This is a genomic window from Streptomyces sp. NPDC047706 (genome assembly GCF_043204795.1).
GTDB lineage: Bacteria > Actinomycetota > Actinomycetes > Streptomycetales > Streptomycetaceae > Streptomyces.
In genome coordinates, this window is sequence record NZ_JBIDCW010000003.1 from 1 (window position 1) to 23,622 (window position 23,622).

The following is a 23,622-nucleotide window of genomic DNA, read 5'->3' on the forward strand; positions in this document are numbered from 1 at the left end:
TGCTGGAAGCTTCAAGAACTCCCATCATCGCAGGTCACAAGGCTCTTCCTCGTTCCCGAAGAAGTTGTCCACAGACGTCAGCCGGTGGATCCGGGCTGAGGTGAAGGCGGCGGAGGAGCCGCAGCCCACGGCGAAGAAGGCGGCGGCCAAGCCCGCCGCGAAGCCTGCGGCGCGCGCCACGGGTACCAAGGCGCCGGCGCGCCGGACGCCCGCCAAGAAGGCTGAAGCGGCAGCGAAGTAGAACGGAGGGGCGCGGTGGCGGTCGCGCCCCTCCTCTCCTGTGGGCTTGAGCGGGTGGGCGCGGCCGGAATTCCGGCCGCGCCCATTTCCGCTGGAATTCCTCCAGGAACTCCAACCCGTTTTCGGCCCCGGGCCGGGCGGGCAGGGGGACTCTCCCTGCCCGCCCGGTGCCGCTCAGGCCCTCTGCAGGTCCGAGCGGGCGGCATCATCGGTCACCGAGGACGTCGGCGGCGACGCCGACGCACCCCGGCATCTGAGCACCACGAAAGGAATGGCCACGTGCTCACCCTGTTCACCAACCGCTTCCAGGCGTTCCAGCCCCCGCAAGGGGTGCCGGTGCGCATCACCCTGGGCGCTCCCCGCTTCAAACTCCCCTACTCCCTCACCCACTCGGTGCGGGAGCTCGCGCCGCGTCGGGACTACCTCTCCCAGCCTGAGCCTGAGTTCACGACGGCCTACCGCGCCGACCTCGACCAGCTCGGCCCCGAGCGAATCGCCGCGCACTTGCGGCAGATCGCGCAGGCCGAAGGTGATCACCGCCTGGTGCTGCTCTGCTTCGAGGACCTGGCCAAGCCGGGCCTGTGGTGTCACCGTCGCGTGTTCGCCGCCTGGTGGAAGGACGTCACGGGGGACGACGTGCGCGAGCTGTCTCCGATGGATCAGCAGGGCACCTTGATCTGAGCGTCGGAACCGCGCCCCAAAGATAGGTGACATTATTCCAAGGAGCTGCCTGCTCCTTGTGTAAGGTTCCAGCGCAGCGCCCGGCCCCGGCACCCCGCCGAGGCCGGGCGCTGTTGTTCGTCGGGAGGCGAGAGATGTTCCAGGGCACCATCCCGGGCCCCATGCGCTCCATCGTGCGCGAGACCGCCAGCGGCTGGCCCAGCGGCCCGGTGTACGTCCCGTGCTGCGGCAACTTCACCATCGAGCGCAGCGTGGCCGGCATGGGCTTCGCCCTCCACTCCTCCGACGTGTCCATCTACACCAGTGCCGTCGGTCGGTGGCTCACCCGGCAACCAGTCGGCATCCAGCTCCGCGAGGAGAGCCGAGACGAACTCGGCTGGCTCGCGGACTCCTTGGACGACGGCGTGGGCACCGTCGCCACGCTCATGCTCGGCACCCGGTTCCTCGCCAGCGTCGGCCGCGAGGGGCTGTGGCACGAACGGGTCGTGCGCTCCTACCGGGAGCAGTGGAAGGCCAAGCACGCGGAGACGGTCGAGCGGCTGTCCGGCTCGGACATCGAACTCGCCTCGTACGAGGTGGAAGACGTGCGCTCCTGGCTCCAGAAGGTTCCCCGCGACGCCCCGGTGTGTTCCTTCCCTCCCTTCTACGGCGGCGGCTACGAGAAGCTGTACGAGCCGCTGGAGGCACACTTCACCTGGGACGCGCCCGAGTACGAGCCACTGTCCGACGACGACGTGGTCAGCGTGCTCGGCGCGATCACGGACCGGCCGTACTGGCTGACGGCCTCCAACCACGACGTGCCCGAGCTGCACCCCTACCTGCGCGGTGTGATCAAGGCGACCCCGCGCGCCGCTCCCTTCTACGTGTATGCCAGTCAGGCCCGGACGAGGATCGTCGCCCCGCGCCAGCCGATCGAGCCGGTGAAGGTCCCCCGCCTGCGCGAGGGTGACGAACTGGTCGGCCCGCTCATGCTGTCGCTGCTGAAGCCCGGCCAGTTCAACGCGCTGCGCTCCCGGTATCTCAACCCGAGGATTGCGCCGGGCGCGGCGAACCTGGCTGTGGCGGTGAAGGACGGCGGAGGACGGCTGCTGGGCGTGTTCGCGATGGCTCCGAGCACGTTCACGCCGGACGAGGCTTATGTGCTCTCGGACTTCGCGGTCGCGCCGACCGACTACCCGCGGTTGTCGAAGCTGATCGTGCTGGCGGCCACGAGCGCAGAGGCGCAGTTGCTGTGCCAGCGGGCGTTCTCGCGGCGGATCCGGCGGGTGGCGACGACGGCGTTCAGCAACAACCCGGTGTCGATGAAGTACCGCGGTCTGCTGCGGCTGCACAAGCGCAGCCCGTCGAACGAGAACGGCTGGAAGTTCCAGCTCCAGTACCAGGGGGTGATGGGCCAGCACTCGTTGGCCGAGGCCCTTGAGACATGGGCGAAGCGGTGGGGCGCCCAGACGACGAAGACGGGAGTCTGATTATGGAGGAGACCACGCGCCTCGCCCCGCCGCAGATGGTGCAGGGCGACCCGCGCACGCTGACGCTGCTCGACGTCAACGCGCGGTTCCTGCCGCACGAGCAGTTCCGGCAGCTCGTGGCGAACATCGAGCGGGATGGCTGCCTGACCTCGACGCCGCTGGTGTGGAACGACCGCGAGACGGGGCGGCTGGTCGTCCTGTCCGGCAACCACCGCACGCTCGCCGCGATCGAGGCCGGCCTGTCGCAGATCTGGTGGATGCAGATAGACGAGCCGCTGCCCCGCCAGCGGCAGATCGCGCTCCAGCTCTCGCACAACGCCATCGCGGGACAGGACGATCCGGCGATCCTCAAGGAGCTGTACGACGAGCTGGAGTCGGTGGAGTGGCGACAGTACACGGGCCTGGACGACAAGGCCCTGGACCTGCTGGAGAAGGTGGACGTCGCCTCCCTGGGTGAGGCGAACCTCGACTTCGCGTCCGTGCAGTTCATGTTCCTGCCCGATGAGCTGGAGCGGGCGGAAGCCGCGTTCGACGCGGCCCGGGCCACGGCGACGGCGGACCAGCGGTGGGTGGCCGGGCTGGAGCAGTACGAGCCGGTGCTCGATGCGCTGGAGACCTCCCGGGCCGCGTACAAGATCGGCAACAGTGCGACGGCGCTCGGCGTGATCCTCGCAGTGTTCGAGCGGCACCTCGGGGAGCTGGCCGAGGGCTGGTTCGATGCCGCCTCCGGGGAACCGACGCGGGCGGGGACAGCACCGCTGGAAGCCGTGTTCGGCGTTCGGGACGTGCCGGTGGAGACCGCGGCTGTCGTGCGGGCTGCCATCGACCGGATGGTGCAGGACGGCACCGTGCCGGCCGACGAGCCGTGGCGGGCGCTGGAAGTCCTGGCCGCACAGAGTCACTAGTCGGCCGTCGGCCAGGAGGTGAGCGGTGGCCGAGGGCACCGTGGAGTCCTGGGAGCGGCAGAGCGGGGAGTCGGTCCAGGCGTTCGAGGCGTTCGCCGTGTACCGCGATCTCGGTCCGGCGCGGAGTGTCACGAAGGTGGCACGGGAGTTGCATAAATCCCGCGCGCTGGTGGGCCGGTGGTCGCGGCAGTTCGCATGGGTGATGCGGGCCGCGGCGTACGACCGGGAGCAGGACCGGCTGTTCCTCGCGGAGCAGGCGCAAGCGCGGCGGGAAATCGCCCGCAGGCACGCGAAGTTGGCGCAAGCCGTGCAGAGCAAGGCGGTGGCTCGGCTCCAGACACTCGACCCGCGGGAGCTGTCGCCGTCGGAGCTGCTGCGCTACATCCAGGTCGCGGCGGAGATCGAGCGGCGGGCCGTGGGTGAGGCACCGGCAGCCGGGACGGTCGAGGACCGGGACCAGGGCGTGGACGTGGCCTCCCTGTCGGACGAGGAGCGCCGGGCGCGAATGGATCAGCTGCGCCGGGAGCTGGAGCGCAGGTTGTCGGAGGGCGCGCAGTGAGCCGCGGCCGGGCGAAGCGTCGCATGGTCGAGGGGTTCGCGGACCCGTCGGTGATGAGCGACGAGCAGTTGAAGGCCGAGGTCGCGGCACTGGTACGGGCCGATGAGCTGTCGGCGCGCAGGTGGGCGTGCGAGGTCCCGGACTGTGACGGGCTGCCTCACGCGGGCTGGCTGCATCACCATGCCCGTGCGGCGCAGCGTCAGCCGCTGTGGCTGTGGACGGTGTGGATGCTGCTCACCGGCCGTGGTTGGGGGAAGTCGCGGACGGCGGCGGAGGCGGTCCGGGAGTGGGCGCAGACGCCGGGGTTGCAGATCGCGGTGGTGGCGAAGAACGCGACGCTGGTGCGGGACATCTGCTTCGAGTCCCCGAAGTCGGGGCTGCTGTCCGTGTTCCCGCCGGAGGAGGTAGCGAAGTACAACTCCTCGCTCGGTGAGACGACGCTCCGGCTGACGAACGGCACGCTGATCCGGGGGTTCGGTGCGGAGACGCCGGACAACCTGCGCGGTTGGGCGTTCGACAAGGCGTGGTGCGACGAGTACGCGGCCTGGTCGCGGCACACCGCGCAAGAGGTCTACGACATGCTGTGGTTCTGCCTGCGTGAGGCCGACACCCCGCAGGTCGTCATCTCCACGACCCCGAAACCGCTCCCACACGTCAAGCGCCTCGTTGAGCGCGGCCGTGCCCAGGAGAAGACGCACGCGGAGGGAGGGGCGCCGCCTCGGGTGGTGCTGACCCGCGGGCACATGCGGGAGAACGACGCGAACCTGTCGGCCGCGGCCCGGGAGGAGCTGGAGGAGGAGTACGCCGGCACACGCCTCGGCCGTCAGGAACTGTCCGGCGAGCTACTCGAGGACGTGGAGGGCGCGCTGTGGAAGGGCTGGATGCTGGAGGTCGAGGGCTTCCGGCCCCGGCCCGAGCATCTGCCAGACCTCCAGCGCGTGGTGGTGTCCGTGGACCCGGCGACCAAGAGCCACGAGAACGCAGACATGACCGCGTTCACGGTGGCGGGACGCGGCTTCCCGGTGGAGACGATGTTCGGGGACGACCGGCCCCGCGGGTATCTGCTGCACTGCGAGCAGGACCGGTACACGCCGACGCAGGCGATGAAGCGGGCCGCCACGCTGTATCACGAGCACCGGGCGGACTGCGTGGTCATCGAGGCGAACAACGGCGGCGACTACCTGCCCGCACTCCTGGAGCAGGTGGACCCGACCGTGAACTGGCGCATCGTTCACGCAACGCGCGGAAAGCGGGCGCGGGCGGCCCCGGCAGCGCAGATGTACGAGCAGGCGCGTGTGCATCACGTGGGCTCTGCGCGGGTGTTCGCTGAGCTGGAGGAGCAGATGACGACGTTCGTCGGGCAGGGCGAGACGGAGGACTCCCCGGACCTGCTTGACTCGGCGGTATGGGCGCTGTGGGATCTGTTCCTTGACCCGACCATGCCGCCTCCGCGCAGTGGGGATGACCAGCGCCTCAGCGGTCGTCGGTAACCGTGGTGTTCGCCGTACACGCTTCTTATGCTGGCCAAATAGCACCATCAGGCGGCAACTGGCGTCCTCGTGGGCTTACGACTTTTTGAACTTGGCGGCAGGCCAGTCCTTGGCGATCCGATAAAAGGCAAGGATCAGCAGAAGTGCCACATCCAGAGCGACAACCTTTCCGCCATCGCGTGGCATCCATACCAGGGTCACGACGAAGACCGCAGTGCTCATCAGTGAAAATACCCAAGTGACTCGTCTCCTGCGAAGACGTTCACTGCCTTCACTGCCGTCCGTGTCATCCGCATATCTAGAGCTTGCGTAAATGCGGCGACTCACCTCGTCCCACAGCGCGTAAAGAATGAAGGCTAGAAATACGCCTAGAGCTTCGGGCTGGGCACTCGTTGGGCTATTCGGCCGTGCGGAAATTTCCGGGACGTACTCAACTGTCGCCGCAACGAACCAATAGTCACCGACGAGCAAGACGTCGATCAAGAATTGCCAGAATGGCAAATTGATAAAGCGAATTGGGTATTGAGGTCTGTTGGCGCTGTTGTGATAACCTACCCAACTAAAGGTAGTTAGGGCTGCCGCTACCAGCAGGTGGCTAATCGCATGTGCAGGCAACGAGCTCGCATCCGTAGCCGCAGCTAGAATACGACTAACAACCAAAGCGAACAGCACATCAATGAACGTGATGCCCACTTCGTCAACGCGGTGAAAAACTTGGGTGGTGTCATTCGAGGCTTTGGGGTCTTGGTTCACGCTGGCGCTCCAATAATGCTGCAGGCGACTGCGCGATGATCTCATCAACCGCCTCAGAAATCGATGAGGCGCGCAGCAGTCTACCTTTCTCCACCTCCGTTTCGCGGTGTTCGTAAGCCCACACATCTGCTGGTACCCAGACGGCGGATAGACCGGCGCGCAGCGCAGGGTTAATGTCTGACGGGAGGCTATTACCAATAGACCATGATTTGGCAGGAGTAGCGTTGAATTCCTCGGTGATCTCAAGAAACACCGCATCGGTCTTCCGGGGAACGATGCGCATGCAAGAAAAGTTGGTAGCGAGACCGCTGTGGGCGATCCGCCGAATCTGCACGGTTTGATCGCCGGCCGTGAGGAGGGCGAGCGGAGCCCACCTGCTTGCGCGATTAATGGCATCGACGACGCCCGGCATAAGCTTTGCTGGTTGCGTGAAAACCGACTCAGCAATTTTGCGAATTCTGGCCTCGCTCATGATGCTCGTGGAGTTTCCAGCGTTTGACGCAACTTTGCGGTAGGCCTGCACGCATGAGGCGGGGAAACGCTTACTTGAGAGACCCATAGTGGTCACATTCCGCAGATCATATTCACGCTGCGCTTGGATCCAGGTAGCACCCTCCAGCCCGAGATCTTCCACGTACTCGGCCGCTTCAGTCAGCGCATCCTCATAAAGCGACTCCGTTTCCCATAGCGTATCGTCGCCATCGAATACGATCACCATGCCTTTCATGGCGATACCATAGCAAGGGGTTGGGCTACTAATAAGCCTTGTCGAGTCAATGAGCTGCTTTCGTGGCCGATGTGATTATTGAAATGTAGATTTTCATCCTGCCTGCGAATCCTGGTCGAGATGGGCATATTGTGCAAAATGTGTATTCCCGTCTTCTGGCTTCGTGATCCACCTTGCCTTCATCGCGCCCTAGGACAAAGGCCCTTGAACTCAAGGTTGTGGGCCGCAGTTGTGACAGGTCGTGGCCTCCTGACCACCTAAGATGCAGTCGGCTGAGTATGCTGCAGAAGGCGCGGGGCCGACTGACATAGGGGACTCGTGGGCCTGCGCCAATTCGTCATCGATGCCTGGTCGTGGCTGAACTACAAGCCGGTGATGGCCGATGTCGGGCGTCCCGGCAGCCGCGCGTTTCCGGAGCTGGCCAAAACGTGGGTGCCGCCGCAGGAGCTGCGGCGGCTGGCCGCGTACAAGGTGCTGGCGGCGTACGACAACAACCAGGCCGGGCAGCTCGCGGCGGTCGGGGGCGACGAGGGCGCGCTGGAGCGGCGGGAGCTGGGCGACGCGGCGAACCTTGTGGACACCGCGCTCGGTTACCTCCTCGGCTCGGAGCAGAAGATCACGGTCGAGGGGGCGGAGAACGCCGACGGGGAGACGCCGACGCCTGGTGCGGCGGAGGCCACCGCAGTGCAGGAGCGATTGCGGAAGTGGGCGGACAAGGAGCTGCTGACGTTTCGGGTCCAGCAGGCGGAGCGGGCGGCGGTGCTCCTTGGGGACAGCGTGATGGTGCTGGCGTGGAACCCGGAGAAGCAGCGGCCGACGTTGCGGGTCTACGATCCGGGGTTCTTCTTCCCGCAGTGGGACGACGAGGACGAGGACTTCCCGAGCCGGGTGCATCTGGCGTGGGAGCTGCCGGCGGACGACGCCGCTGGGCTGAAGGCCAGGGTGCGTCGGGTGACGTACGAGCTGGGTCCGATCTCCGAGGACGGCGAGCCCGGCGACGACGGTGCGGCGGCTGGTGGACGGCAGTATCCGTGGGAGCCGGGCCGGACGTCCAACGTGACGTGCTACCTCACGGACGCGGAGTGGCTGCTGGAGGATCTGAAGAACGGCGAGACGCTGGACCGGCTGCCGATGGACAAGGCGAGCTTCCGGGTACGGCCGGATGGCACGGAGCTGAACCGGCGGATCTGTTGATCGACTTCGTGCCGGTGGTGCACATCGCGAACACAATCCCGGACGGTGGGGAGCACTGGGGGCGGTCGATTCTGGCGCGGGTATTGCAGGCGCTCGATGAGCTCGCGGCCACAGACTCGGACAGCTCGGCGGCCTCGGCGACGACGGGCACGCCGATCATCGGGCTCGCGGGTGCGCGGCTGCCGGTGGACCGGGCGACGGGCAAGCCGCAGGAGCTTCAGGTGAAGGCCGGTGCGGTGTGGCAGCTCGGCGAGACCGGGCGGATGGACGCGTTGGACACGTCGCCGCAGCTGGCCGAACTGCGGGCGCGGGTGGATCACCTGCTGGAGCGGATCGCGGCGAACAGCCGGGTGACGGCGGCCGGGCTCGGGACGCTGGAGGCCACGGAGGTGCCGTCGGGGTACGCGCTGAAGCTGGCGCTGGGGCCGCTGGATGCGCTGATCGGAATGATGCGACTCGCCCGTGAACACAAGTACCGGCTGCTGTTCAAGATGGTGCAGCGGCTCTACCAGGCCGGACGGGCGGAGGGCTGGACGGCCGGGGAGGCACTGCCGGCGCGCCTGGCGTGGGCGCCGCACACGCCGACGGATCGGGGGGCGGTGCTGGAGGAGGTCGTCAAGGCGTACGGAGCAGGGGTGCTGTCGCTGGAGACGGCGGTGGCGATGCTGCTGGAGGCCGGGTACCCGATCAAGGACGCGTCCCAGGAGGTGGAGCGGATCAGGGCGAAGGCAGAGCAGGAGGCGGCGGTGCGGATGGCGGAGGCCGCTGCCCGGCGCGGCCGCGACGAGGACGACGAGGACCAGGAGGAGGACGACGGGTCGGGGTCGGCCGGGGTGAGGAAGGTGAGCGAGCGGGAGCCGGTGGAGGCGGGCCGGTGACGCGGCCTCGGAGTGGTGCCTCTGGGCGCGGTGGGACAAGGCTCGTGGTCGTGTCGGTGCAGGTGGCTACACTGGCCGTCAGCGCGGGGGCGCGCTCTGGAGGAGATGTATGGTCCGGCCCCTGCCGCCTCGCCGTCCTGTCGGCCACCGCCGTGACGGGCGGCCGATCTACCCGATTCTTGGTGCCTCGCCGGAGGACGACACGAACGACCAGCTCGACGACGCCACGGACAGCGGCGGCCAGGAGCAGCAGGTCACGGTCACCCAGGACCGGTTGGGCAAGATGCTCACCCGCGAGAAGGCCCAGGGCGAACGGGCAGCTATCAAGCGGCTGTTGTCCACGCTCGGGTTCGACTCCCCGAAGGCGCTCACCGAGTTCGTGACCGCGCAGCGGGAAGCCGAGCAAGCCGCGCTGTCGGAGGTAGAGCGCAGGGAACAGGCGGCTGCCGAGCGGGAGTTGCAGGCCGCCCGCCGGGAGGAGCTGGCCGCCGAACGGGAGAGGGCCGCGCTTCGCCGGGCCGCGCTCGTGGCGCTCGGCGCGGAAGGCGACGACTTGGTGGACGCGGAGCGTCTGCTGGCCGTGGACGACGAGGAAGCGGACGAGGCGCAGATCCAGTCGGCGGCCGAGGCCCTGCGAGCCAGGCGACCGGAGCTGTTCGGTGAGGTCCGCACGCCGGTGCCGGCCGCGCCTGCGGGTGCACCGGCCGGTCGCGGCCCGACCCGTACAGCCCCCGTGTCCAAGCCCGGTTCGGCCGGGCTGGAGATGGCCAAGCGCCGTGGCCTGATCCCGGAGTTCAGCGACTCCGCAGCCCGGTAGTACCAGGCACCTGATCTTGGGGGACCACGCCCCCTGAACTTCGTGGACGGCATCGCCTCCGTGGGCGGTGTGCGGAATCTGACCGCAGCGTCCATGGAGAGCAAGCACATGACCATCCAGCCCGTCTCGAAGTCCGAGTACACCACCGCCAACCGCGAGTGGCTGGCGTCCCTGCACGGCACCGACTCTGTCGACACGATCACGCTCGACCTGAACCTGTTCTGCGAGGGTACGCACTACGTGTGCGGCGACGGCTGCGACCCGTACGGCCGGGTGCTGTCCGGTGTGCCGGTCGGCAGGGTCGCGGAGTCTGGCCTGTACGGCCCGTATGACCCGGAGGCGCACTGCGGTCGCCAGATCCTGCGCGGGTTCGTGATCGCCGAGGCCCCGTTCGCGCCGGGCCAGACCCGCGTTCCGGCCGCGCTGCTGTGGCACGGCGCGGTGAAGGCGTCGAAGGTCCCGGGCGGCATCGACGTGTCCCAGCTCGTGTGGCACCCGCGTGCCGCGCAGATCCGCTTCGTGTGAGCGGGGGCTGAGCTGTGACGATTCAGGACCTGCTCAAGGACGTCTCGGTCATGGACCTGACGGCGTTCGCCAGGGCGATCCCGTCCCCGAAGGACTTCCTCCTCACGCAGACGATCTTCCCGACGGTGGAGATGCGGGAGGTGAAGTGGCGTACGAAGGACTCCGGCCGGTACGTCAACGTCGCCAAGTACCGGGCGTTCAACGCCTCGGTGCCGTTCGCGACCCGTGAGGCGTGGCAGACCTCCCGCGAGGGCGCGCTGCCCGCGCTGGGGCAGAAGCTCGTCGTCTCCGAGCAGGAGCAGATCCTGCTGGAAGCGTCGCACGGCTCGGATCAGGACCGGCTGATCGAGCTGCTGTACGACGACGTGGAACGGCACGTCGAAGCCATCCGCTCCCGGCTGGAGCTGGCCGCCGGCGACGTGCTCACGGACGGCCGTTTCACGCTGGAGCAGGAGAACGGCCTGACGCTGGAGGTGGACTGGAACGTCCCCGCCGAGAACATGCCGGTCGCGCGGATCCCATGGTCGGATCCGACCTCCGACCCGATCGCGGACGAGCTGCGGTGGATCCAGCACCTGGACGACATTGGCGCGCCGGAGCCGGAGCTGGTGATCACTAGCCGGAAGGCGTTCAGCTACCTGGCGGCGAACAACGCCTACAGGGCGGCGTACTACGGCAGCGTGAACCCGTCGACCACGCCGACGGCCACGCTCACCCCGCAGCAGATCAACGTGGTGCGCGGCAACTACAGCCTGCCGCCGATCCAGTTCTACAAGGCCCAGGTGCGGGTGGACGGCAAGCCCCGCAAGGTGCTGCCGGAGGACCTGTGGATTCTGGTGCCACCGGAGCGGGAGAAGTGGGCGCAGACCATGTACGGGGTGACCGCGGAGGCCCTGGTGCTGTCGCGCGGGTCGAACCCGGAGATCATCCGGGAGGACGCTCCCGGCCTGATCATCACGCGCGGTGTCCAGGATGACCCCGTGCAGATCTGGACCAAGGGTGCCGCGGTCGGCATGCCTGTGATGCACACCCCGGACGCGCACATCGTGGCGAAGGTGCTCTGATGCAGGTGCGCCGACTGATCGCCGCCGTGTACGTGAAGGATCCGACGACCCACGAGAACCTGATCCTGCTGCCGGGCGAGAGCCCGGCGCCGGAGATCGCTGCCCTGGTGACGAATCCAGACGCCTGGGACGTGCCCCTGCAGGATGACGCCGAACCGGAGCCGATCCCAGTCGGCGAGCCGGGCCCAGCCGCGGGCGGCGGCGAGTCAGGCCCAGGGCAGGGCGAGACTGGCGGGGGCACGAAGAAGTCGTCGTCTCGGCGGACCCGATCGTCCTCCACGTAATACGCTCATGCGTACGGCCCGGAGCCGGCTTCCCCCGTCTGGCTCCGGGCCGTGCCTCAAGTTGAGGGATGTGAACCCGGTGGACGAGTTCCAGCGATCGTGGCTCCTTGCGCAGCTCGGCCCGGACGCTGACTCCGCTGACCTTGAACGCCGCTTCTTTCGCCTGCGGTCGGTGCGCGCGGTCGCACTCGAGGTGCTGGGTGAGCGGCGCGCCAAGCTCTTGGCCGACCCGCTGAAGGTCACCGTGGACGGAGTGGTGACCATGGACCTTCAGGAGAACCTGCGGGGTATCGAGCGGCAGATTGAGCAAGTGCACCAAGTTCCTCCGCCGGATGGTTCGGACGGCGAGGACGATGCAGACGAGGCGCTGGAAATGACGTGGCTGGTGTCCACGCGCCGCTACAGGTAACGGCTTGTGTCGGGTGGGAGCTGCCTGCGTGGGCACGCCGGCAAGGCTGCGGCGTGCCCACGCGTCTTGAATCGTAGGCGCCAAGGTCGGAGCTACCCGTCGATGACTTACCTGACGAGAGTTGGTGTCAGCCCCCCGGCCTGTCGACGAGGTCGCCCATGCTGCCAATTTCTCCTGTCGACCAGTGCTCGCCGAGCAGGAGTAGCCCCTTGTTCATCAAGATCTCCACGGCCCGATAAGGCTCCGCGATAACACCGGGCTCGGGGTAGTAGATCTTGACTGTCTCGGCCATCAGACCGTCGGGGTCAAGGCCACCGGTGTCGTAGTTGCTCCCGCCGCGGGTGCCAGGGGCGCGGTCCAGGTCGACTTGGTTTTCGATCGCATAGGCGAAACCGAGGCGTACTCGGTCCGCCAACTGCGTTGTCTTCTCCGAAATGCCCAGCCAGTGGAGGAGATCATCTGCGGCCTGGGTCGCCTCGATGGTGAGCGAGATGTTCTTGAGATCAGCCATCAGACAGCCGCCCTCCGACGCTCAATCACAGTGTGCTTGGAGCTTCGCCGCTCCAACTGGTACTCGGCCACGAGGTTGCCGCCCAGGGCCTGGAGCGCAGCTGCTCGATCAAACTCTCCGTCGAACGAGAGCAGGATCACCTGTCGCGCCATTCGTGGCAGAGCGGCGACGACGTGCGCCGTGTTGTCGGTATCCAGGCGACCGAATGGGTAGTCCATGACCACTGGTCCCCGTACTGCTGCGCTGTCCTGGAGGGCGGCAATCAGGGACAAGGCTACGAGATGCTCGTAGCCTGCGGATCGCCTCACTACTTCGCCATCCTTGTCAAGGATCTCAAGCCCGTAGCTGTCGGTGATGCGCAGCCCCACGTAGTCGGGTTCGGACGCCAGGACGCGGAAGATTTCTGAGGCGTGCTTTTCGACACGGCGGCGAAGCTTCGTTCTGTACGCGTCGATCGAGTCGCTGAACAGATCGCGGAGACGTTGGGCCACCTCGTCCTTCAACTCGACAGTGCGGTCTGGGGTCACCTGCTTCCGGAGCCGCCGCTTGAAGTCCTCGATGTCAAGTTCCTTCAGGCGGATCTTCTCTTCGTGAGCCGCAAGGCGATCTTTATCGCGCTCGAGCTTGGCGTGGCGCTCATCGCGCTCGGTAGACAGCGCGCGAACCTGCTCCTCGCTCTGCCCAATCTCGTCAATCTGCAGCCTCAGCTCGGTGATGTCCCCCTCCAGCTCCTCCTGCTCCAGCCGCACTTGGCGAAGGTTGGCGTCACGTTCCACGATGAGGCGAACGTCCTGTTGGGCGAGAGTCTGAAGAGTGTGACGCTTTGCCCGAAGCCGATCCAAGCGAGTCTGCACGTCCTCCTGGTGCCCAGTCGATGCGATTTGCTTGATCTTCTCGGTCAGTTCCGCATGCAAGGCCGGCGGGATCTCACGCCGACAGACCGGGCAGTCGTTCGATGTGTGTAGGTGCGCCAGATCTCTCATGGCGGCCGCGGCTTCGCTGAGCTCGGTCTCCGCCATGGCGACAGCACTGTCAACTTCGGCGAGACGTGCAGCTGCGGAGCGAGCCATAACAGCTTTCCACAGGTCTGGGGAAAGCTCGTCAAGGGCGGCTATCGCCGCTGTCTCCCGGCCTTTTACTCCTGCGATCTGCACTTCCAGTTGATCGATCTTCCCGAGGATGTGCTGAGCCTTCTGCTGCTCGCGTAGCAAAACATCGAGCTCGGAGATGCGATTCTGGCCCGCCTCGATCTGGGATTCGATCTCGCTGTAGTCTTGCTGGAGACGGTCGCGCACGTCCTGGGCTTCCTTGAGAGCCAGGCCCATACGGTTGGTCTCGTCGTTGGCGGCGTACTGCTCGCTCAGTTGCTTTGATGCGGCTCGCGAGATCGCTACGGCGTCGGCTTTTGCATTGCCGACGATAGGAATACCGAGAACCCGTTCGATGCTCCGCTCCAGCTCGGCACCCTTTTCGCTCCCCGGGTCAAGCAAGTCCTCGTACTGGCGAAGGAGCTCACCGTCGAACAGGAAGAACTGGCTTACCGATTCCGGCGCGATCATCTGGATGATCCTCCTGGAATCATCCGGAGACAGCACCTCGCCGTCGCGCTGCAAGATGACGGTTTCGTTCGGTTGTGTGTCCTCGTCGTACCGTCGGATCAGACGGTAGGGAACACCCTTTTCGTGGAAGTCCAGCACTGTTTCGAAGGCTCCCACGCCGCCTGCCTCCTTGCGCGCCTCGGTGTTTACGAGGTCAGAGGCATCTTCCGTGCCGCGGCGGCCATGAATTTCGCCGTACAGTGCGTACCGGAAGGCGTTGTGGAGAGTGGTCTTACCGCGCCCGTTGGGTCCGTAGACGATGTAGACCCCGCGGTCGCTGGAGAAGACCATCTCCTGGCGTCCCCGATAAGGGCCGAAGTCTTCGACTGTAAGTCGATCAAGAGTCAACATCAGTTGGCCCCCTCAGCAGAGGCCCGTTGGGTAACCCACCGGTTGACGATCTGTTCCGTACGCTTGCGGGCTTCGGTGTGGTCCTCGGCGAACTGGTGCTGCACCCGAAGGATTTCGCTGACTAGTTCAGGATCCAGGTCCGGATAACGTTCCTTCCGAACCTCTTCCACGGTCGCCAGCAAGTCTGCCGTCTCCTCACTTCGGTCAGGCATCCGCTTCCCCCTCATCGTCCTCGATACCCTCCGGTCGGATCTCATCAAGCTGGCTGAGAGACAACCCCATCGATACCCACTTGTCTTCCAGAATCGAAACGGAACTCTGTGTGATACTCCAACCGGCGAATTGGATGGCTCGTGACAGTTCACCTACAACGAGAGGCCACGATGGATCATCCCTCTGCGTAGTTTCTGGCAGAACCAATACGTCGATCAGCGTAGCTACAGTCTTGTTAGGAGAACGCCGAAGGATCCGCCCTCGTCGCTGAATGAATTCGCGCGGATTGCGCGAACTGGCCAGGATCAGAGCATGTGAGGCGGAAGGGATATCTACACCCTCATCCAGGCACTTGATCGCGACCACGATCCCGCCGCTGATATCAAATAGCCTTAGTGTGGCTTCCGAGTCCCCGCGCATTTGGCTGTGGTACTCAAGCGAAGAAATTCCTCTGGCTGAGAGTGCTTGCCGCACCAGGGACATTTGGTCCTGGTTATCGCAGTAGATGAGCCACTTCTGATCCTTTTCGGGACGATAGTGCTCTGCCACAAGGTCAGCAGCTCGGGATACCTTGAGCGCCGCGCCCTTGGCGATACGGGCTCGCTCGATGAGCTTTCGGCGCAATTGGTCTTGAGTGTGGGACGTTGCGCCAGGTGCCTGGGCCATGGCGTATCGCTGCCGGATCTCGCTGGTCAGGCGATCCCAGCGTTCCTCTTCGTCCTCCGTCAGGCCCACCCAGGACGGGTGGTAGACGTACGGGGCAAGTACGCCGTCGTCAAGGGCATCCTTCAAGGTGTACTCATGGATGACACCACCGAAGTAGCTGTCGACCGCAGATGTGCCTTCTGGGTCGTTGGCCCGTTCCGGTGTGGCGCTCAGCCCGAGACGCCAAGGGGTATCGAGCCACTCGAGGATGGTGCGGAACCGAGGACTGCCCAGTCGATGTGCTTCGTCAGCGATAGTGAACACCTTGCCGGCCACCGGTCGCAGTTGCGCCCGAAATGCAGGGCTGGACGCCGTGTTGAGGACTGCAATCAAGACGTGCTTGCGTCCAGGGCGGCTGGATTCCACTGCGGCACGGAGTGCGCCGCTACGGCTCCAGCGATCGTGGCCACCACCCGCCAGCACTGGGCGGGCGCCGAGTAGTTCGTGAACCTGCTTCGCCCACTGATCCAGTAGCAGACGGGAGGGTACGAGGATCAGTGGCGTCAGACCTTGCTCGAGAGCGAGGCCGGCAGAGTAGAGACCGGTGATTGTCTTGCCGGAGCCCGTGGCGTGGGCCAGTAGTCCGGTGTGGTCGTGAGCCTCCCATGCACGTACTGCGGCGCGCTGATGTTCGCGAAGTTGGATGCCTCCGAGCGTGAACTCCTCTTTGGGCGGTCGCCCGATCCGCCCTGCAGCGACGTCGCGTAGCAGGGCGGTGAGGTCCGCGTCTTCCGCGACGTGCTCCAGCTCCTCTCTGATCTCATGTGGGAGGCCGATGACTGTGACACCCGGGACGACCCCTTCCCAGAGTCGCTCGAAGCGAGCGACGGCATGGCGGGCCCGCTCGGCGTCACGGCCGCCATCCCAAGACGGCCACACATCGATCGATTCGATGTTGCCGTCAGGCGAGAGCCCGAGGTAGCTCTCGTTGGCGGATCCGCGGAAGCCGACGACATCCCCAGCGGCGTCAGTGAAAAGTCCCACTTTGTCATGGAACATGCGTTTGTTGTGAATGGACGCCTTGGGCGTGACGCGGGCCAACTTCACATCCAACCGTCCTGAGGCGACCAGTGCAGCCAGCAGGCGGGCGGTGTCGGCATGAGAAGAGCGAAGAAGCTGTGTGAGTTCACCTCGCAGTTTCGTCACGAGCTCAGCGTCGTCGCGAACTTCGTAGCCGTAAACGAGACTGTCGGCATCGGCTGTGCTCAGCCTGGGCGAGCACAGGATGCGCATGGAGCCCGAGTTTTGCAGGAAGAAAGCCTCAAGCCCGGACTGAATCAGATGGAACGCCGTCGAGCTGAAGAAGCCAGTGATTCGGTCATAGTGGGACGCTTCACGCAGACACGGGTCATAGAAGTCACGGGGGATATCGTCGGTATCCGTGGTGTATTCAGTTCGCAGGCTGCCGAGGTCCCTGAGCATCAGAACAACCCCTCGCACATTGCTTCATTGCTCAGGTCGATTCGCAGACTCAGTGCATCCACGAGACGATGGGGGCGGGCGGCGACGATCGTCTCCGTCAATCCCCCATGAAGCCTGCGGGATCCGTGAGAGATGTCCTTCGCCAAGGCGGCCCAGACGATTTCAGGCGGAGTTTGTACATTTTTGGAGTTCGTAAAGCCGCCATTCAGGTCATGCAGATCGGCGTCCCACAAGATGAACAGGTTCCAGTCAGGGTGATACCCCATCGCGATCGGCCGAATGTTGTCAGCGCGATCGAACCAGAGTCGCTTCGCCTTCGCGGGTGCGGGCGTGCCATCGCGCGTGACACCGACTGACAACTGGATCTTGAACGTCCCCGGCTGACGCTCGGATGGGTGCTGCGTCGCCGTATACACGTAGAAGCGGAGGCGTGGCGGCAGCGGCGAGGCCAGATCGAGAACGAGTGGCTTGCGCCTCAGGGCTTCGTCGGGGGGTACCCCGTCGACGGCAGACCCCAAGGCGCGGACCAGCACACGATGCAGGTAGCCGCTGGTGAAGTTCTTGGCAGGGCGGTACCGCTCCTGAAACTCGTCCTCCGGCAGCGTGAGCCAGCCGGGCGTTGTCGACCCCACGCCTCCCCCTCGTCCGCAACCCTACTGTCCGTCGTTGACCATGTACACAGTCTCAGACGCCACTGACATTCGGCCTGGCTCGGGGGATTTTGCCTGGCCCAGGGCGTCGTAGTGGCAGCCAGCAGCCCCAGTGGCCGCTATAGTGTCTGGGGTTGATCAGTTGCGGAGGGGCTCTACATGCAGGACGTCCTTGATCGCCTGCGGTCGGGTCGCGTTTGCTACACCACGCCGCACGGCGCTCAGCTCACAGGTGACAGCCTGGAGCTGCTTGGCGAGTTGCCGGCGAACAGTGTCGACCTCTTCATGACAAGCCCTCCCTTCCCTCTCCTGCGTAAGAAGGCTTACGGGAACAAGGATCAAGAGGAGTACGTCGCCTGGCTCGTGAAGTTCGCGAAGCTGGCGAAGGATGCCCTCAAGCCCACGGGTAGCCTCGTGATCGACATTGGTGGCGCTTACCAACAAGGCGAACCGGTGAGGTCGCTCCATCAATTCCGTGCACTGCTTGCATTTGTTGACGACCTTGGCTACTTCCTGGCCGAGGAGTTCTATTGGTACAACCCTGCTAAGCTGCCGTCGCCCATTGAATGGGTAAACAAGCGTAAGTATCGCGCCAAAGACGCCGTCAATACGGTTTGGTGGCTCTCGAAAACCGAGCGGCCGAAGGCTGATGTCGGTAAGGTTCGCGTACCCTACTCCAAGGCCATGCAGCAGCTGCTAAAGGACCCCGCAGCCTATTACACGCCAAAGGAAAGGCCGTCTCACCACAGCATCGGCAAGGCATTCGGTGTCGATAACGGTGGCGCGCTTCCTTCGAATCTGCTTGAGATTCCCCATCTGGTTGAGGATCTGCTTGAGATTCCCAATCTGCTTGAGCTCCCTAATAGCCAGTCCAACGATGCGTATCTTCGCACGTTGAAGGCGATGGAGCGCCCGGGTCACCCCGCTCGATTCCCGATCAAGCTGCCCACATTCTTCATTAAGATGCTGACCGATCCGGGAGACGTCGTTGTGGACTTCTTCGGAGGGTCGAACACGACTGGCCGAGCTGCGGAAGACCTGGGCAGGAGCTGGCTGTCGTTCGAGCTGGACCCTGCATACGCTGCTCTCTCTGCTGTGCGGTTCATGGAGGGCCAGGACCTCAAGGCCATCCAGCGGGCGGTGAAGAAGATCGAGGGGGGCGCCACGCTGGAGTTGACAGACGTCTCAACACCGCCGAACAACGAGATCGAGGAAGGCGCCAGAGCGGTGCCCACAAACACCTCGACCCAGTTGAGTATCGACGCTGGTTGACGTCTCGCTCCGTAATGTCGCGCCTCCTGGTTCTCTTCGACCTCGACAACACACTCGTGGACCGGCGGGAAACGGTGGCCGACTGGTCCGCCGAGTTCACCGCCCGGCACGGTCTGGATGGCGAGGAGCGGGCGTACGTGCTGGGCATGGTGGCCGAGCGGGCCTATCCGTCCACATTCGAAGTGATCCGCGCCCACTACCGGCTGCCCATGTCGCCCGAGGAGTTGTGGCGCACGTACTGCGCCGACATCGTAGCCTCGGTGTCGTGCCCGGACGAGATCCTCGATGGCTTGGACGAGCTGCGGGGAGCCGGCTGGCGGGTGGGAGTAGCGACCAACGGTGCGGTGGACATCCAGCGCGCCAAGTTGAGGACCGCTGGTATCGCCGAGCGTGTGGACGGCATCTTCGTCTCCGAGGAGGCTGACGCACGCAAACCGCAGCGCCGACACTTCGCTCTGGCTGCGGCCCGCTGCGGCGCCGTGCTGGGCGATGGCGGCTGGATGGTCGGTGACAACCCGATCAACGACATCGGCGGCGGACGCTCTGCGGGGTTGCACACCATCTGGGTCAGCGACAGTCGCTCATGGCCGCTGGCCGACCGCGGGCCCGACCACACGGTGCCGCACGCACGCGCCGCCATCGACCACCTGCTTCTGCACGGCGCCGACCACGCGAAGGCCACGGCATGACGTACACCGTCGGTCTGCTGCACCCCGGCAGCATGGGATCTGCCTTCGGCTCCCAGATGCGCGCCTGTGGCCACACCGTTTTGTGGTGTCCTGACGGACGCAGCGACGCTACCTGCCGCAGGGCTGAGCACGCGGGTCTCGAACCCGAGGCACTGCCCGAGCTCGTTTCCCGCTCCGATGTGTTGCTCTCCCTATGCCCACCGGCCGCTGCGGAGGAGGTCGCCGCTCAGGTGGCCGAGCTTGACATGGTCGGCGCGGGCACTATCTATGTCGAAGCGAACGCCGTTGCTCCGCCGCGCGTGCAGCGCATCGCCGACCGCCTGCTCCCCGTGCCAGTCGTCGATGCCGCGGTGGTGGGATCGCCTCCGGTGGGCGGCAAGACCCCGACGCTCTATCTGTCTGGCCCCGGCAAGCAGAGCGGCCAGATCGTTGAACTCCTCGCGGGAACGGATGTCCGGACCCACGTCCTCGGCGACAGCATCGGCCAAGCATCCGCACTCAAGCTCGCCTACTCCAGCTACCAGAAGGTCTCCCGCGTCCTTGCTGCCGTGGCGTACGGAGCCGCTGAATCGTACGGCGTCGCGGACGAGCTGCTGGTGATTGCGGCCAAGCGCACCGGCAGCTACCTGGTGGAGACCGACTACATCCCCAAGACCGCAGCTCGGGCCTGGCGTTGGGGCCCGGAACTCGAGGATGCAGCGGCTCTGCTAGCCCACGCCGGCCTGCCGGACTCCCTGATGCACGCGGCTGCTGCGACACTCGCCCGGTGGGACGGCAAGAGAGACGAGCGACTGGACATCGAGGAAGCACTCGAAGCCCTACGCGGTGAGCGGGACCTGGACGACCCGCGTTGAGGATCGCAGCGACGGGTCGCCGACGTCTTGGCTGTCAGGAGCGCGGCGACGTCGTGCGGACGATGGCATCGATCTTCTTCGCGGCTTCCTGAGGTGCCGTCGTGTCCGTGTCCACGCGCAGCTCCCACTGAGCCTGGGGATGAGCCGCAAGATCGGCCTGGGTGGCGTCCCACGCGGCCAACCGAGCTGATGTGTCGGTGTCGCCCCGCTGTGGCGAGCGTAGGGCGGTGGTCTCCCTGGAGCACCACAGCAGAACGCGCACCCAGTGCGCTGGGAAGAGGGCGGTCACCTGCTCGACCCCCGCCATCTGACCGAGGTGGACGATGGGCGTCCTGCCGCCCTGCATGGCCTGTTCGAGACCGGGCCGGTCGACGACATAGACGTTGCCATACCGTTCGTTCCGGTAGATGACGTCGCCGCGTGCTTCAAGGTCAGCCAGATTCTCCGGTGTGCCCATCCGGTAGCCCTTGGTGTTTCCCTTCCCGATCTTGAGCCGGGCGAACCGTACGTACCGGGCACCGAGTTCGGTGAGTACGTCGGTGACGGTGTCCTTGCCTGCCGCCGGCGGCCCGTACAGCAGGATGCCCCGCCTCACTGGAACACCGCTCCGAAAACCTGGCGTACCTGGTCCGTGAGCGATATGGCGGCGCCAAGGCGGTTGTCGACAACCAAGTGCGGCACAACAGGCCTCAACGCGGGATCGATCCCGGCTGCGTACGTGTCCCAGTTCTGGAGTTTCCAGCTGTCCCGGGCGGCGGACCGGAAGCTGATGTACTCGTGCATAGTGTCGAGGTCGCACTGGATCCAGACGACAGCGACGGTGACGCCACGTGCTTCGCAGCGGTTGATCAGGCGCCGCATCCACCGAGGATCGGTGGCCTCGGCGATGAACGGCGCGGTGAGTACAGTGCTGATCGCGCAGTCGATGTTCGCGTACGCGGTCTCCAGTAGGCACTGGTACTCCAGCGGGCGGACCTTCTCCCTGTAGAGGTCGGTGTGCCGGTCATTCGGGTCGCTGCCCATTTCTACGAGGAGGCGCTCGACGAGGGGGCGCGTGATCGGGTCCTTGTCGAGGACGGGCCAGCCGGTGAGCTGGGATATGAAGCGAGCGAACTCCGACTTCCCGCTGCCTGCGTACCCCCCGACCATCATCAGCGTCGGCTTGTTCGGGTCGCCGCCGGTGTGGCGGCGCTTCCAGGCATCGAGGATGCGCTGCTGTATGCCTCGTCCGTCGGTGTCCTCCGTACCGGGCGAGAGCTGAAGCAACGCCCGCTCCACAGCTAGCACGTGGGCCCCGTTGTGCGGTTCGCTCGACTCGGTGAACTTGAGCTTCCTAGCCTCGTCAGGCAGGGCGTTGCGGAAGCCGAGCTCAGGCTCGGTCGCGCGGTACAACAGGCAGTACGCGCGGCGATAGTGCGGTCCGGGATAGACCTCGCCCTGCTCGTGCTGCCACAGCGTCTGGAAGTTAGCGGCCGGCACCGCGAGTCCCGCAGCCCGTGCCACCTCGCGCAGTTGCTCGCCCGCGCCTTCGAGCGTCAGGCCGTGGGCTTCGCGTTGCTGCCTCAGCCTGTCCGGGCGCCACCCCGGCCGACTCTTCCCCACTGCGCCTACCGCCTGCCCATCCCTGGTCATGATCCGGAGCCTAGGTCAGCCTCTCATGAACGCATGTGAAAGCGGATGTTGAAAAGTCAGGTCCTTCGGCCATGAACGGCTGATGAGCAGCTTCGGTAACGGCTCGTGATACTCCGCACGCCTCCGGACCGCTGTCATGGTCACACCGACGTGACCGTTGCAAGCCCCTCGCCTTCCATGGCGATTAACCGATGGAGCCTCACCATGCGCTGCTCGAGGACGTGCGTCCCCTCATCGACGAGTTCGTCCGCGCCCCCGTCCCAAGCGCAGCGCCCGCTTCGTCATTACGCTGCCGCGGTGAGCTCCCTGGCCCGCTCGTTGAAGTCGGCCACGAGCCGATGACTGCCGAAGGGTCGCATGCGTCGTTGAAGGTCATGCACGGCTTCTACGGCACGCGAGGACCTCACCTGCTGGGTCAAGTTCAAAGTGCGAACACCGGCCGCGTAGGCCGCTTCCAGGTCGTTCCTCTGCAAGTGAGAGACAGCAAGCGCGGCTTGCGACATGGCCCCACGTCGAGCGCGCTTCTGGCTCCTGGCATGGTCAATGGACCTGCGGGCGTGCTCGTCCGCGGAAGCCGCGTCCCCAAGGTCCCGGAACGTATTGGCGTGCTCGCCGTGCAGGTAGGCCGGATCGATGAACGCCGCCCACTCCGGCTCCTCATTCAGCCGCGCGTTCGCGTACGCCTTCTCCGACTCGACCACGGCCCGAGTCGCCGCGGTCTTGTCTCCGAGCAGTGCGAGCGCGCGCGCCTCCAGGCACCAGAGGTCCGCGAGGCAGGCCGGCGAGTTCGCGTGGGTCAGTCCGAGACGCCCCGCTTGGGCCAAGCGCCGTCCTTCGGCGGGATCTCCAAGAAGGGTCGCCTGGTCGGCCATACCCGCGAGCACGTGGGATCCCAAGGCCGCGTTGCCGGATTCCTCCGCGAGACGCAAGGACTGGATCAGATACCTCTGGGCTACGCCGTGTTCGCCATTGTCGTAGGCCATCCACCCGAGGAGGTACGTCTGCTCGGCCGCCGCTTCGCAGAGTGCCCGTCGCACGTCATCGCTGTAGGTGCGACGGAGCAGAGGGTAGACGTGCTGGTTCATGTACTCGGCGAGGATCAGGCGACCGGAACCGCCTCCTTGAAGTACGTCCATCTTCTGGAACTCGCCGAACATATTCCTCACCGCCGTCACGTCCTCAAGACGTACGCGGGGGCCGGGCTCTGGACTCTGGTCGAGGGTGTTCATCAGCCAGTCGCGCGATGGCCCTACGCCGGCAAGGGCTGCGAACGGCACGCCTGCAAGGAAGTTACGTCGATCCACGTCAGCTCTCCCGAGGTCTGCGACAACCTCCACGGTAGCCGCGTAGGAAGAGTTGTACACGAGCGCGCGTTCAGTGCCCGCGCCTTCCCCGAGTCCGAGATCATACGTTGTGACCCGGTATCCGAAGTGATCCGAGAAGACCGCCGCGATGATGTCGGGTAACGGCTGGCGCGGAATCTGTCCTTCGATCCAGAAGCGGACCCGCGTCGTGCTGGTGGCGACATGGGGCTCGTTCCACAGCAACGCCTTGGCCTTCACGCGTCGCGCCAACGCGCCACGACTCAGTCCTGAGCGGTCGAGCCAACTCACAAGCCGATCGTTCGTCATGCAGCGCCCCCTGGCCGAGGTAACGGAAACGACACCCTTCGACACCCCTGATCACGGTACCGCGCAACTCCCTTCTGAAGTTGCCTAGTTGTCAGCCAA

At 65.5% G+C, this 23,622-nt stretch carries 25 protein-coding genes and 1 pseudogene; 16 read left to right on the top strand and 10 right to left on the bottom strand.

The window, feature by feature from the left end:
- The 6 genes and pseudogenes from ACGF8A_RS03695 to ACGF8A_RS03720 form a co-directional block, all read left to right on the top strand.
- Positions 1–241: pseudogene (locus tag ACGF8A_RS03695) on the top strand (hypothetical protein); the annotation flags it as partial.
- A 278-nt stretch (positions 242–519) separates the two neighbouring features.
- Positions 520–921 carry a hypothetical protein gene (locus ACGF8A_RS03700; RefSeq protein ID WP_393103849.1) on the top strand — a complete coding sequence of 134 codons (402 nt, stop codon included), beginning with the start codon at positions 520–522 and terminating at the stop codon, positions 919–921.
- Positions 922–1,055: 134 nt separating this feature from the next.
- A complete protein-coding gene (locus ACGF8A_RS03705; RefSeq protein WP_393103851.1) occupies positions 1,056–2,390 on the top strand; it encodes a hypothetical protein in 1,335 nt (444 codons plus the stop codon).
- A 2-nt stretch (positions 2,391–2,392) separates the two neighbouring features.
- On the top strand, positions 2,393–3,295 hold the full coding sequence (locus ACGF8A_RS03710; RefSeq protein WP_393103853.1) for a ParB N-terminal domain-containing protein: 903 nt from the start codon (positions 2,393–2,395) through the stop codon (positions 3,293–3,295).
- A gap of 25 nt (positions 3,296–3,320) precedes the next feature.
- Positions 3,321–3,854 carry a hypothetical protein gene (locus ACGF8A_RS03715; protein ID WP_393103855.1) on the top strand — a complete coding sequence of 178 codons (534 nt, stop codon included), beginning with the start codon at positions 3,321–3,323 and terminating at the stop codon, positions 3,852–3,854.
- 23 nt (positions 3,855–3,877) lie between these two features.
- Complete coding sequence (locus ACGF8A_RS03720; RefSeq protein WP_393103857.1) at positions 3,878–5,344, top strand: terminase large subunit domain-containing protein; 1,467 nt, start codon at positions 3,878–3,880, stop codon at positions 5,342–5,344.
- Between the two features lie 75 nt (positions 5,345–5,419).
- Here ACGF8A_RS03720 and ACGF8A_RS03725 read toward each other — a convergent pair whose 3' ends face one another.
- Together ACGF8A_RS03725 and ACGF8A_RS03730 are read right to left on the bottom strand one after the other, a co-directional pair.
- Complete coding sequence (locus ACGF8A_RS03725; protein ID WP_393103859.1) at positions 5,420–6,097, bottom strand: hypothetical protein; 678 nt, start codon at positions 6,095–6,097, stop codon at positions 5,420–5,422.
- Positions 6,069–6,824, bottom strand: a complete 756-nt coding sequence (locus ACGF8A_RS03730; RefSeq protein ID WP_393103861.1) for an HAD family hydrolase — start codon at positions 6,822–6,824, stop codon at positions 6,069–6,071. The genes ACGF8A_RS03725 and ACGF8A_RS03730 overlap by 29 nt, the downstream gene beginning before the upstream one ends.
- A 318-nt stretch (positions 6,825–7,142) precedes the next feature.
- Here ACGF8A_RS03730 and ACGF8A_RS03735 point away from each other — a divergent pair, with 318 nt between their 5' ends.
- The 7 genes from ACGF8A_RS03735 (at position 7,143) to ACGF8A_RS03765 (ending at position 11,995) form a co-directional block, all read left to right on the top strand.
- The gene (locus ACGF8A_RS03735) at positions 7,143–8,018 is read left to right on the top strand and encodes a hypothetical protein (protein ID WP_393103863.1); all 876 of its coding nucleotides are present in this window, start codon (positions 7,143–7,145) and stop codon (positions 8,016–8,018) included.
- Positions 8,015–8,896, top strand: coding sequence for a hypothetical protein (locus tag ACGF8A_RS03740; protein ID WP_393103865.1), 882 nt, complete (start codon positions 8,015–8,017; stop codon positions 8,894–8,896). The genes ACGF8A_RS03735 and ACGF8A_RS03740 overlap by 4 nt, the downstream gene beginning before the upstream one ends.
- A 109-nt stretch (positions 8,897–9,005) precedes the next feature.
- A complete protein-coding gene (locus ACGF8A_RS03745) occupies positions 9,006–9,713 on the top strand; it encodes a hypothetical protein (RefSeq protein ID WP_393103867.1) in 708 nt (235 codons plus the stop codon).
- Positions 9,714–9,821: 108 nt separating this feature from the next.
- Positions 9,822–10,238: a head decoration protein gene (locus tag ACGF8A_RS03750; RefSeq protein WP_306501640.1), complete on the top strand. Its 417-nt coding sequence runs from the start codon at positions 9,822–9,824 to the stop codon at positions 10,236–10,238.
- 14 nt (positions 10,239–10,252) lie between these two features.
- The gene (locus ACGF8A_RS03755; protein ID WP_393103869.1) at positions 10,253–11,302 is read left to right on the top strand and encodes a major capsid protein; all 1,050 of its coding nucleotides are present in this window, start codon (positions 10,253–10,255) and stop codon (positions 11,300–11,302) included.
- On the top strand, positions 11,302–11,586 hold the full coding sequence (locus ACGF8A_RS03760) for a hypothetical protein (protein WP_393103871.1): 285 nt from the start codon (positions 11,302–11,304) through the stop codon (positions 11,584–11,586). The genes ACGF8A_RS03755 and ACGF8A_RS03760 overlap by 1 nt, the downstream gene beginning before the upstream one ends.
- A 79-nt stretch (positions 11,587–11,665) precedes the next feature.
- Positions 11,666–11,995 carry a hypothetical protein gene (locus ACGF8A_RS03765; RefSeq protein WP_393103873.1) on the top strand — a complete coding sequence of 110 codons (330 nt, stop codon included), beginning with the start codon at positions 11,666–11,668 and terminating at the stop codon, positions 11,993–11,995.
- Between the two features lie 127 nt (positions 11,996–12,122).
- Here ACGF8A_RS03765 and ACGF8A_RS03770 read toward each other — a convergent pair whose 3' ends face one another.
- The 5 genes from ACGF8A_RS03770 to ACGF8A_RS03790 are packed head-to-tail and all read right to left on the bottom strand — an operon-like array spanning position 12,123 to position 17,427.
- Positions 12,123–12,506, bottom strand: a complete 384-nt coding sequence (locus ACGF8A_RS03770; protein WP_393103875.1) for a hypothetical protein — start codon at positions 12,504–12,506, stop codon at positions 12,123–12,125.
- Complete coding sequence (locus ACGF8A_RS03775; RefSeq protein WP_393103877.1) at positions 12,506–14,455, bottom strand: AAA family ATPase; 1,950 nt, start codon at positions 14,453–14,455, stop codon at positions 12,506–12,508. The genes ACGF8A_RS03770 and ACGF8A_RS03775 overlap by 1 nt, the downstream gene beginning before the upstream one ends.
- Positions 14,455–14,637: a hypothetical protein gene (locus tag ACGF8A_RS03780; protein WP_393103879.1), complete on the bottom strand. Its 183-nt coding sequence runs from the start codon at positions 14,635–14,637 to the stop codon at positions 14,455–14,457. The genes ACGF8A_RS03775 and ACGF8A_RS03780 overlap by 1 nt, the downstream gene beginning before the upstream one ends.
- Positions 14,638–14,659: 22 nt before the next feature.
- Positions 14,660–16,795: a DEAD/DEAH box helicase family protein gene (locus tag ACGF8A_RS03785; protein ID WP_393103881.1), complete on the bottom strand. Its 2,136-nt coding sequence runs from the start codon at positions 16,793–16,795 to the stop codon at positions 14,660–14,662.
- A complete protein-coding gene (locus ACGF8A_RS03790; protein ID WP_393103883.1) occupies positions 16,795–17,427 on the bottom strand; it encodes a hypothetical protein in 633 nt (210 codons plus the stop codon). The genes ACGF8A_RS03785 and ACGF8A_RS03790 overlap by 1 nt, the downstream gene beginning before the upstream one ends.
- A 177-nt stretch (positions 17,428–17,604) precedes the next feature.
- On the opposite strand from ACGF8A_RS03790, the gene ACGF8A_RS03795 reads away from it, so the two are divergent.
- The 3 genes from ACGF8A_RS03795 to ACGF8A_RS03805 are packed head-to-tail and all read left to right on the top strand — an operon-like array spanning position 17,605 to position 20,260.
- On the top strand, positions 17,605–18,717 hold the full coding sequence (locus tag ACGF8A_RS03795) for a DNA-methyltransferase (RefSeq protein WP_393103885.1): 1,113 nt from the start codon (positions 17,605–17,607) through the stop codon (positions 18,715–18,717).
- 14 nt (positions 18,718–18,731) lie between these two features.
- Complete coding sequence (locus ACGF8A_RS03800) at positions 18,732–19,406, top strand: HAD family hydrolase (protein ID WP_393103887.1); 675 nt, start codon at positions 18,732–18,734, stop codon at positions 19,404–19,406.
- Entirely contained in the window at positions 19,403–20,260 is an 858-nt protein-coding gene (locus ACGF8A_RS03805; RefSeq protein WP_393103889.1) for a DUF1932 domain-containing protein, read from the top strand. Before ACGF8A_RS03800 ends, ACGF8A_RS03805 begins: the two co-directional genes overlap by 4 nt.
- 34 nt (positions 20,261–20,294) lie before the next feature.
- On the opposite strand, the gene ACGF8A_RS03810 is transcribed toward ACGF8A_RS03805, so the two are convergent.
- The 3 genes from ACGF8A_RS03810 to ACGF8A_RS03820 all read right to left on the bottom strand — a co-directional run bounded on the left by ACGF8A_RS03810 (position 20,295) and on the right by ACGF8A_RS03820 (position 23,523).
- Positions 20,295–20,855: a guanylate kinase gene (locus ACGF8A_RS03810; RefSeq protein ID WP_393103891.1), complete on the bottom strand. Its 561-nt coding sequence runs from the start codon at positions 20,853–20,855 to the stop codon at positions 20,295–20,297.
- Positions 20,852–21,892, bottom strand: a complete 1,041-nt coding sequence (locus ACGF8A_RS03815) for an AAA family ATPase (protein WP_393103893.1) — start codon at positions 21,890–21,892, stop codon at positions 20,852–20,854. Before ACGF8A_RS03815 ends, ACGF8A_RS03810 begins: the two co-directional genes overlap by 4 nt.
- A gap of 284 nt (positions 21,893–22,176) precedes the next feature.
- Positions 22,177–23,523 carry a transcriptional regulator gene (locus tag ACGF8A_RS03820; protein WP_393103895.1) on the bottom strand — a complete coding sequence of 449 codons (1,347 nt, stop codon included), beginning with the start codon at positions 23,521–23,523 and terminating at the stop codon, positions 22,177–22,179.
- Positions 23,524–23,622: the final 99 nt, after the last annotated feature.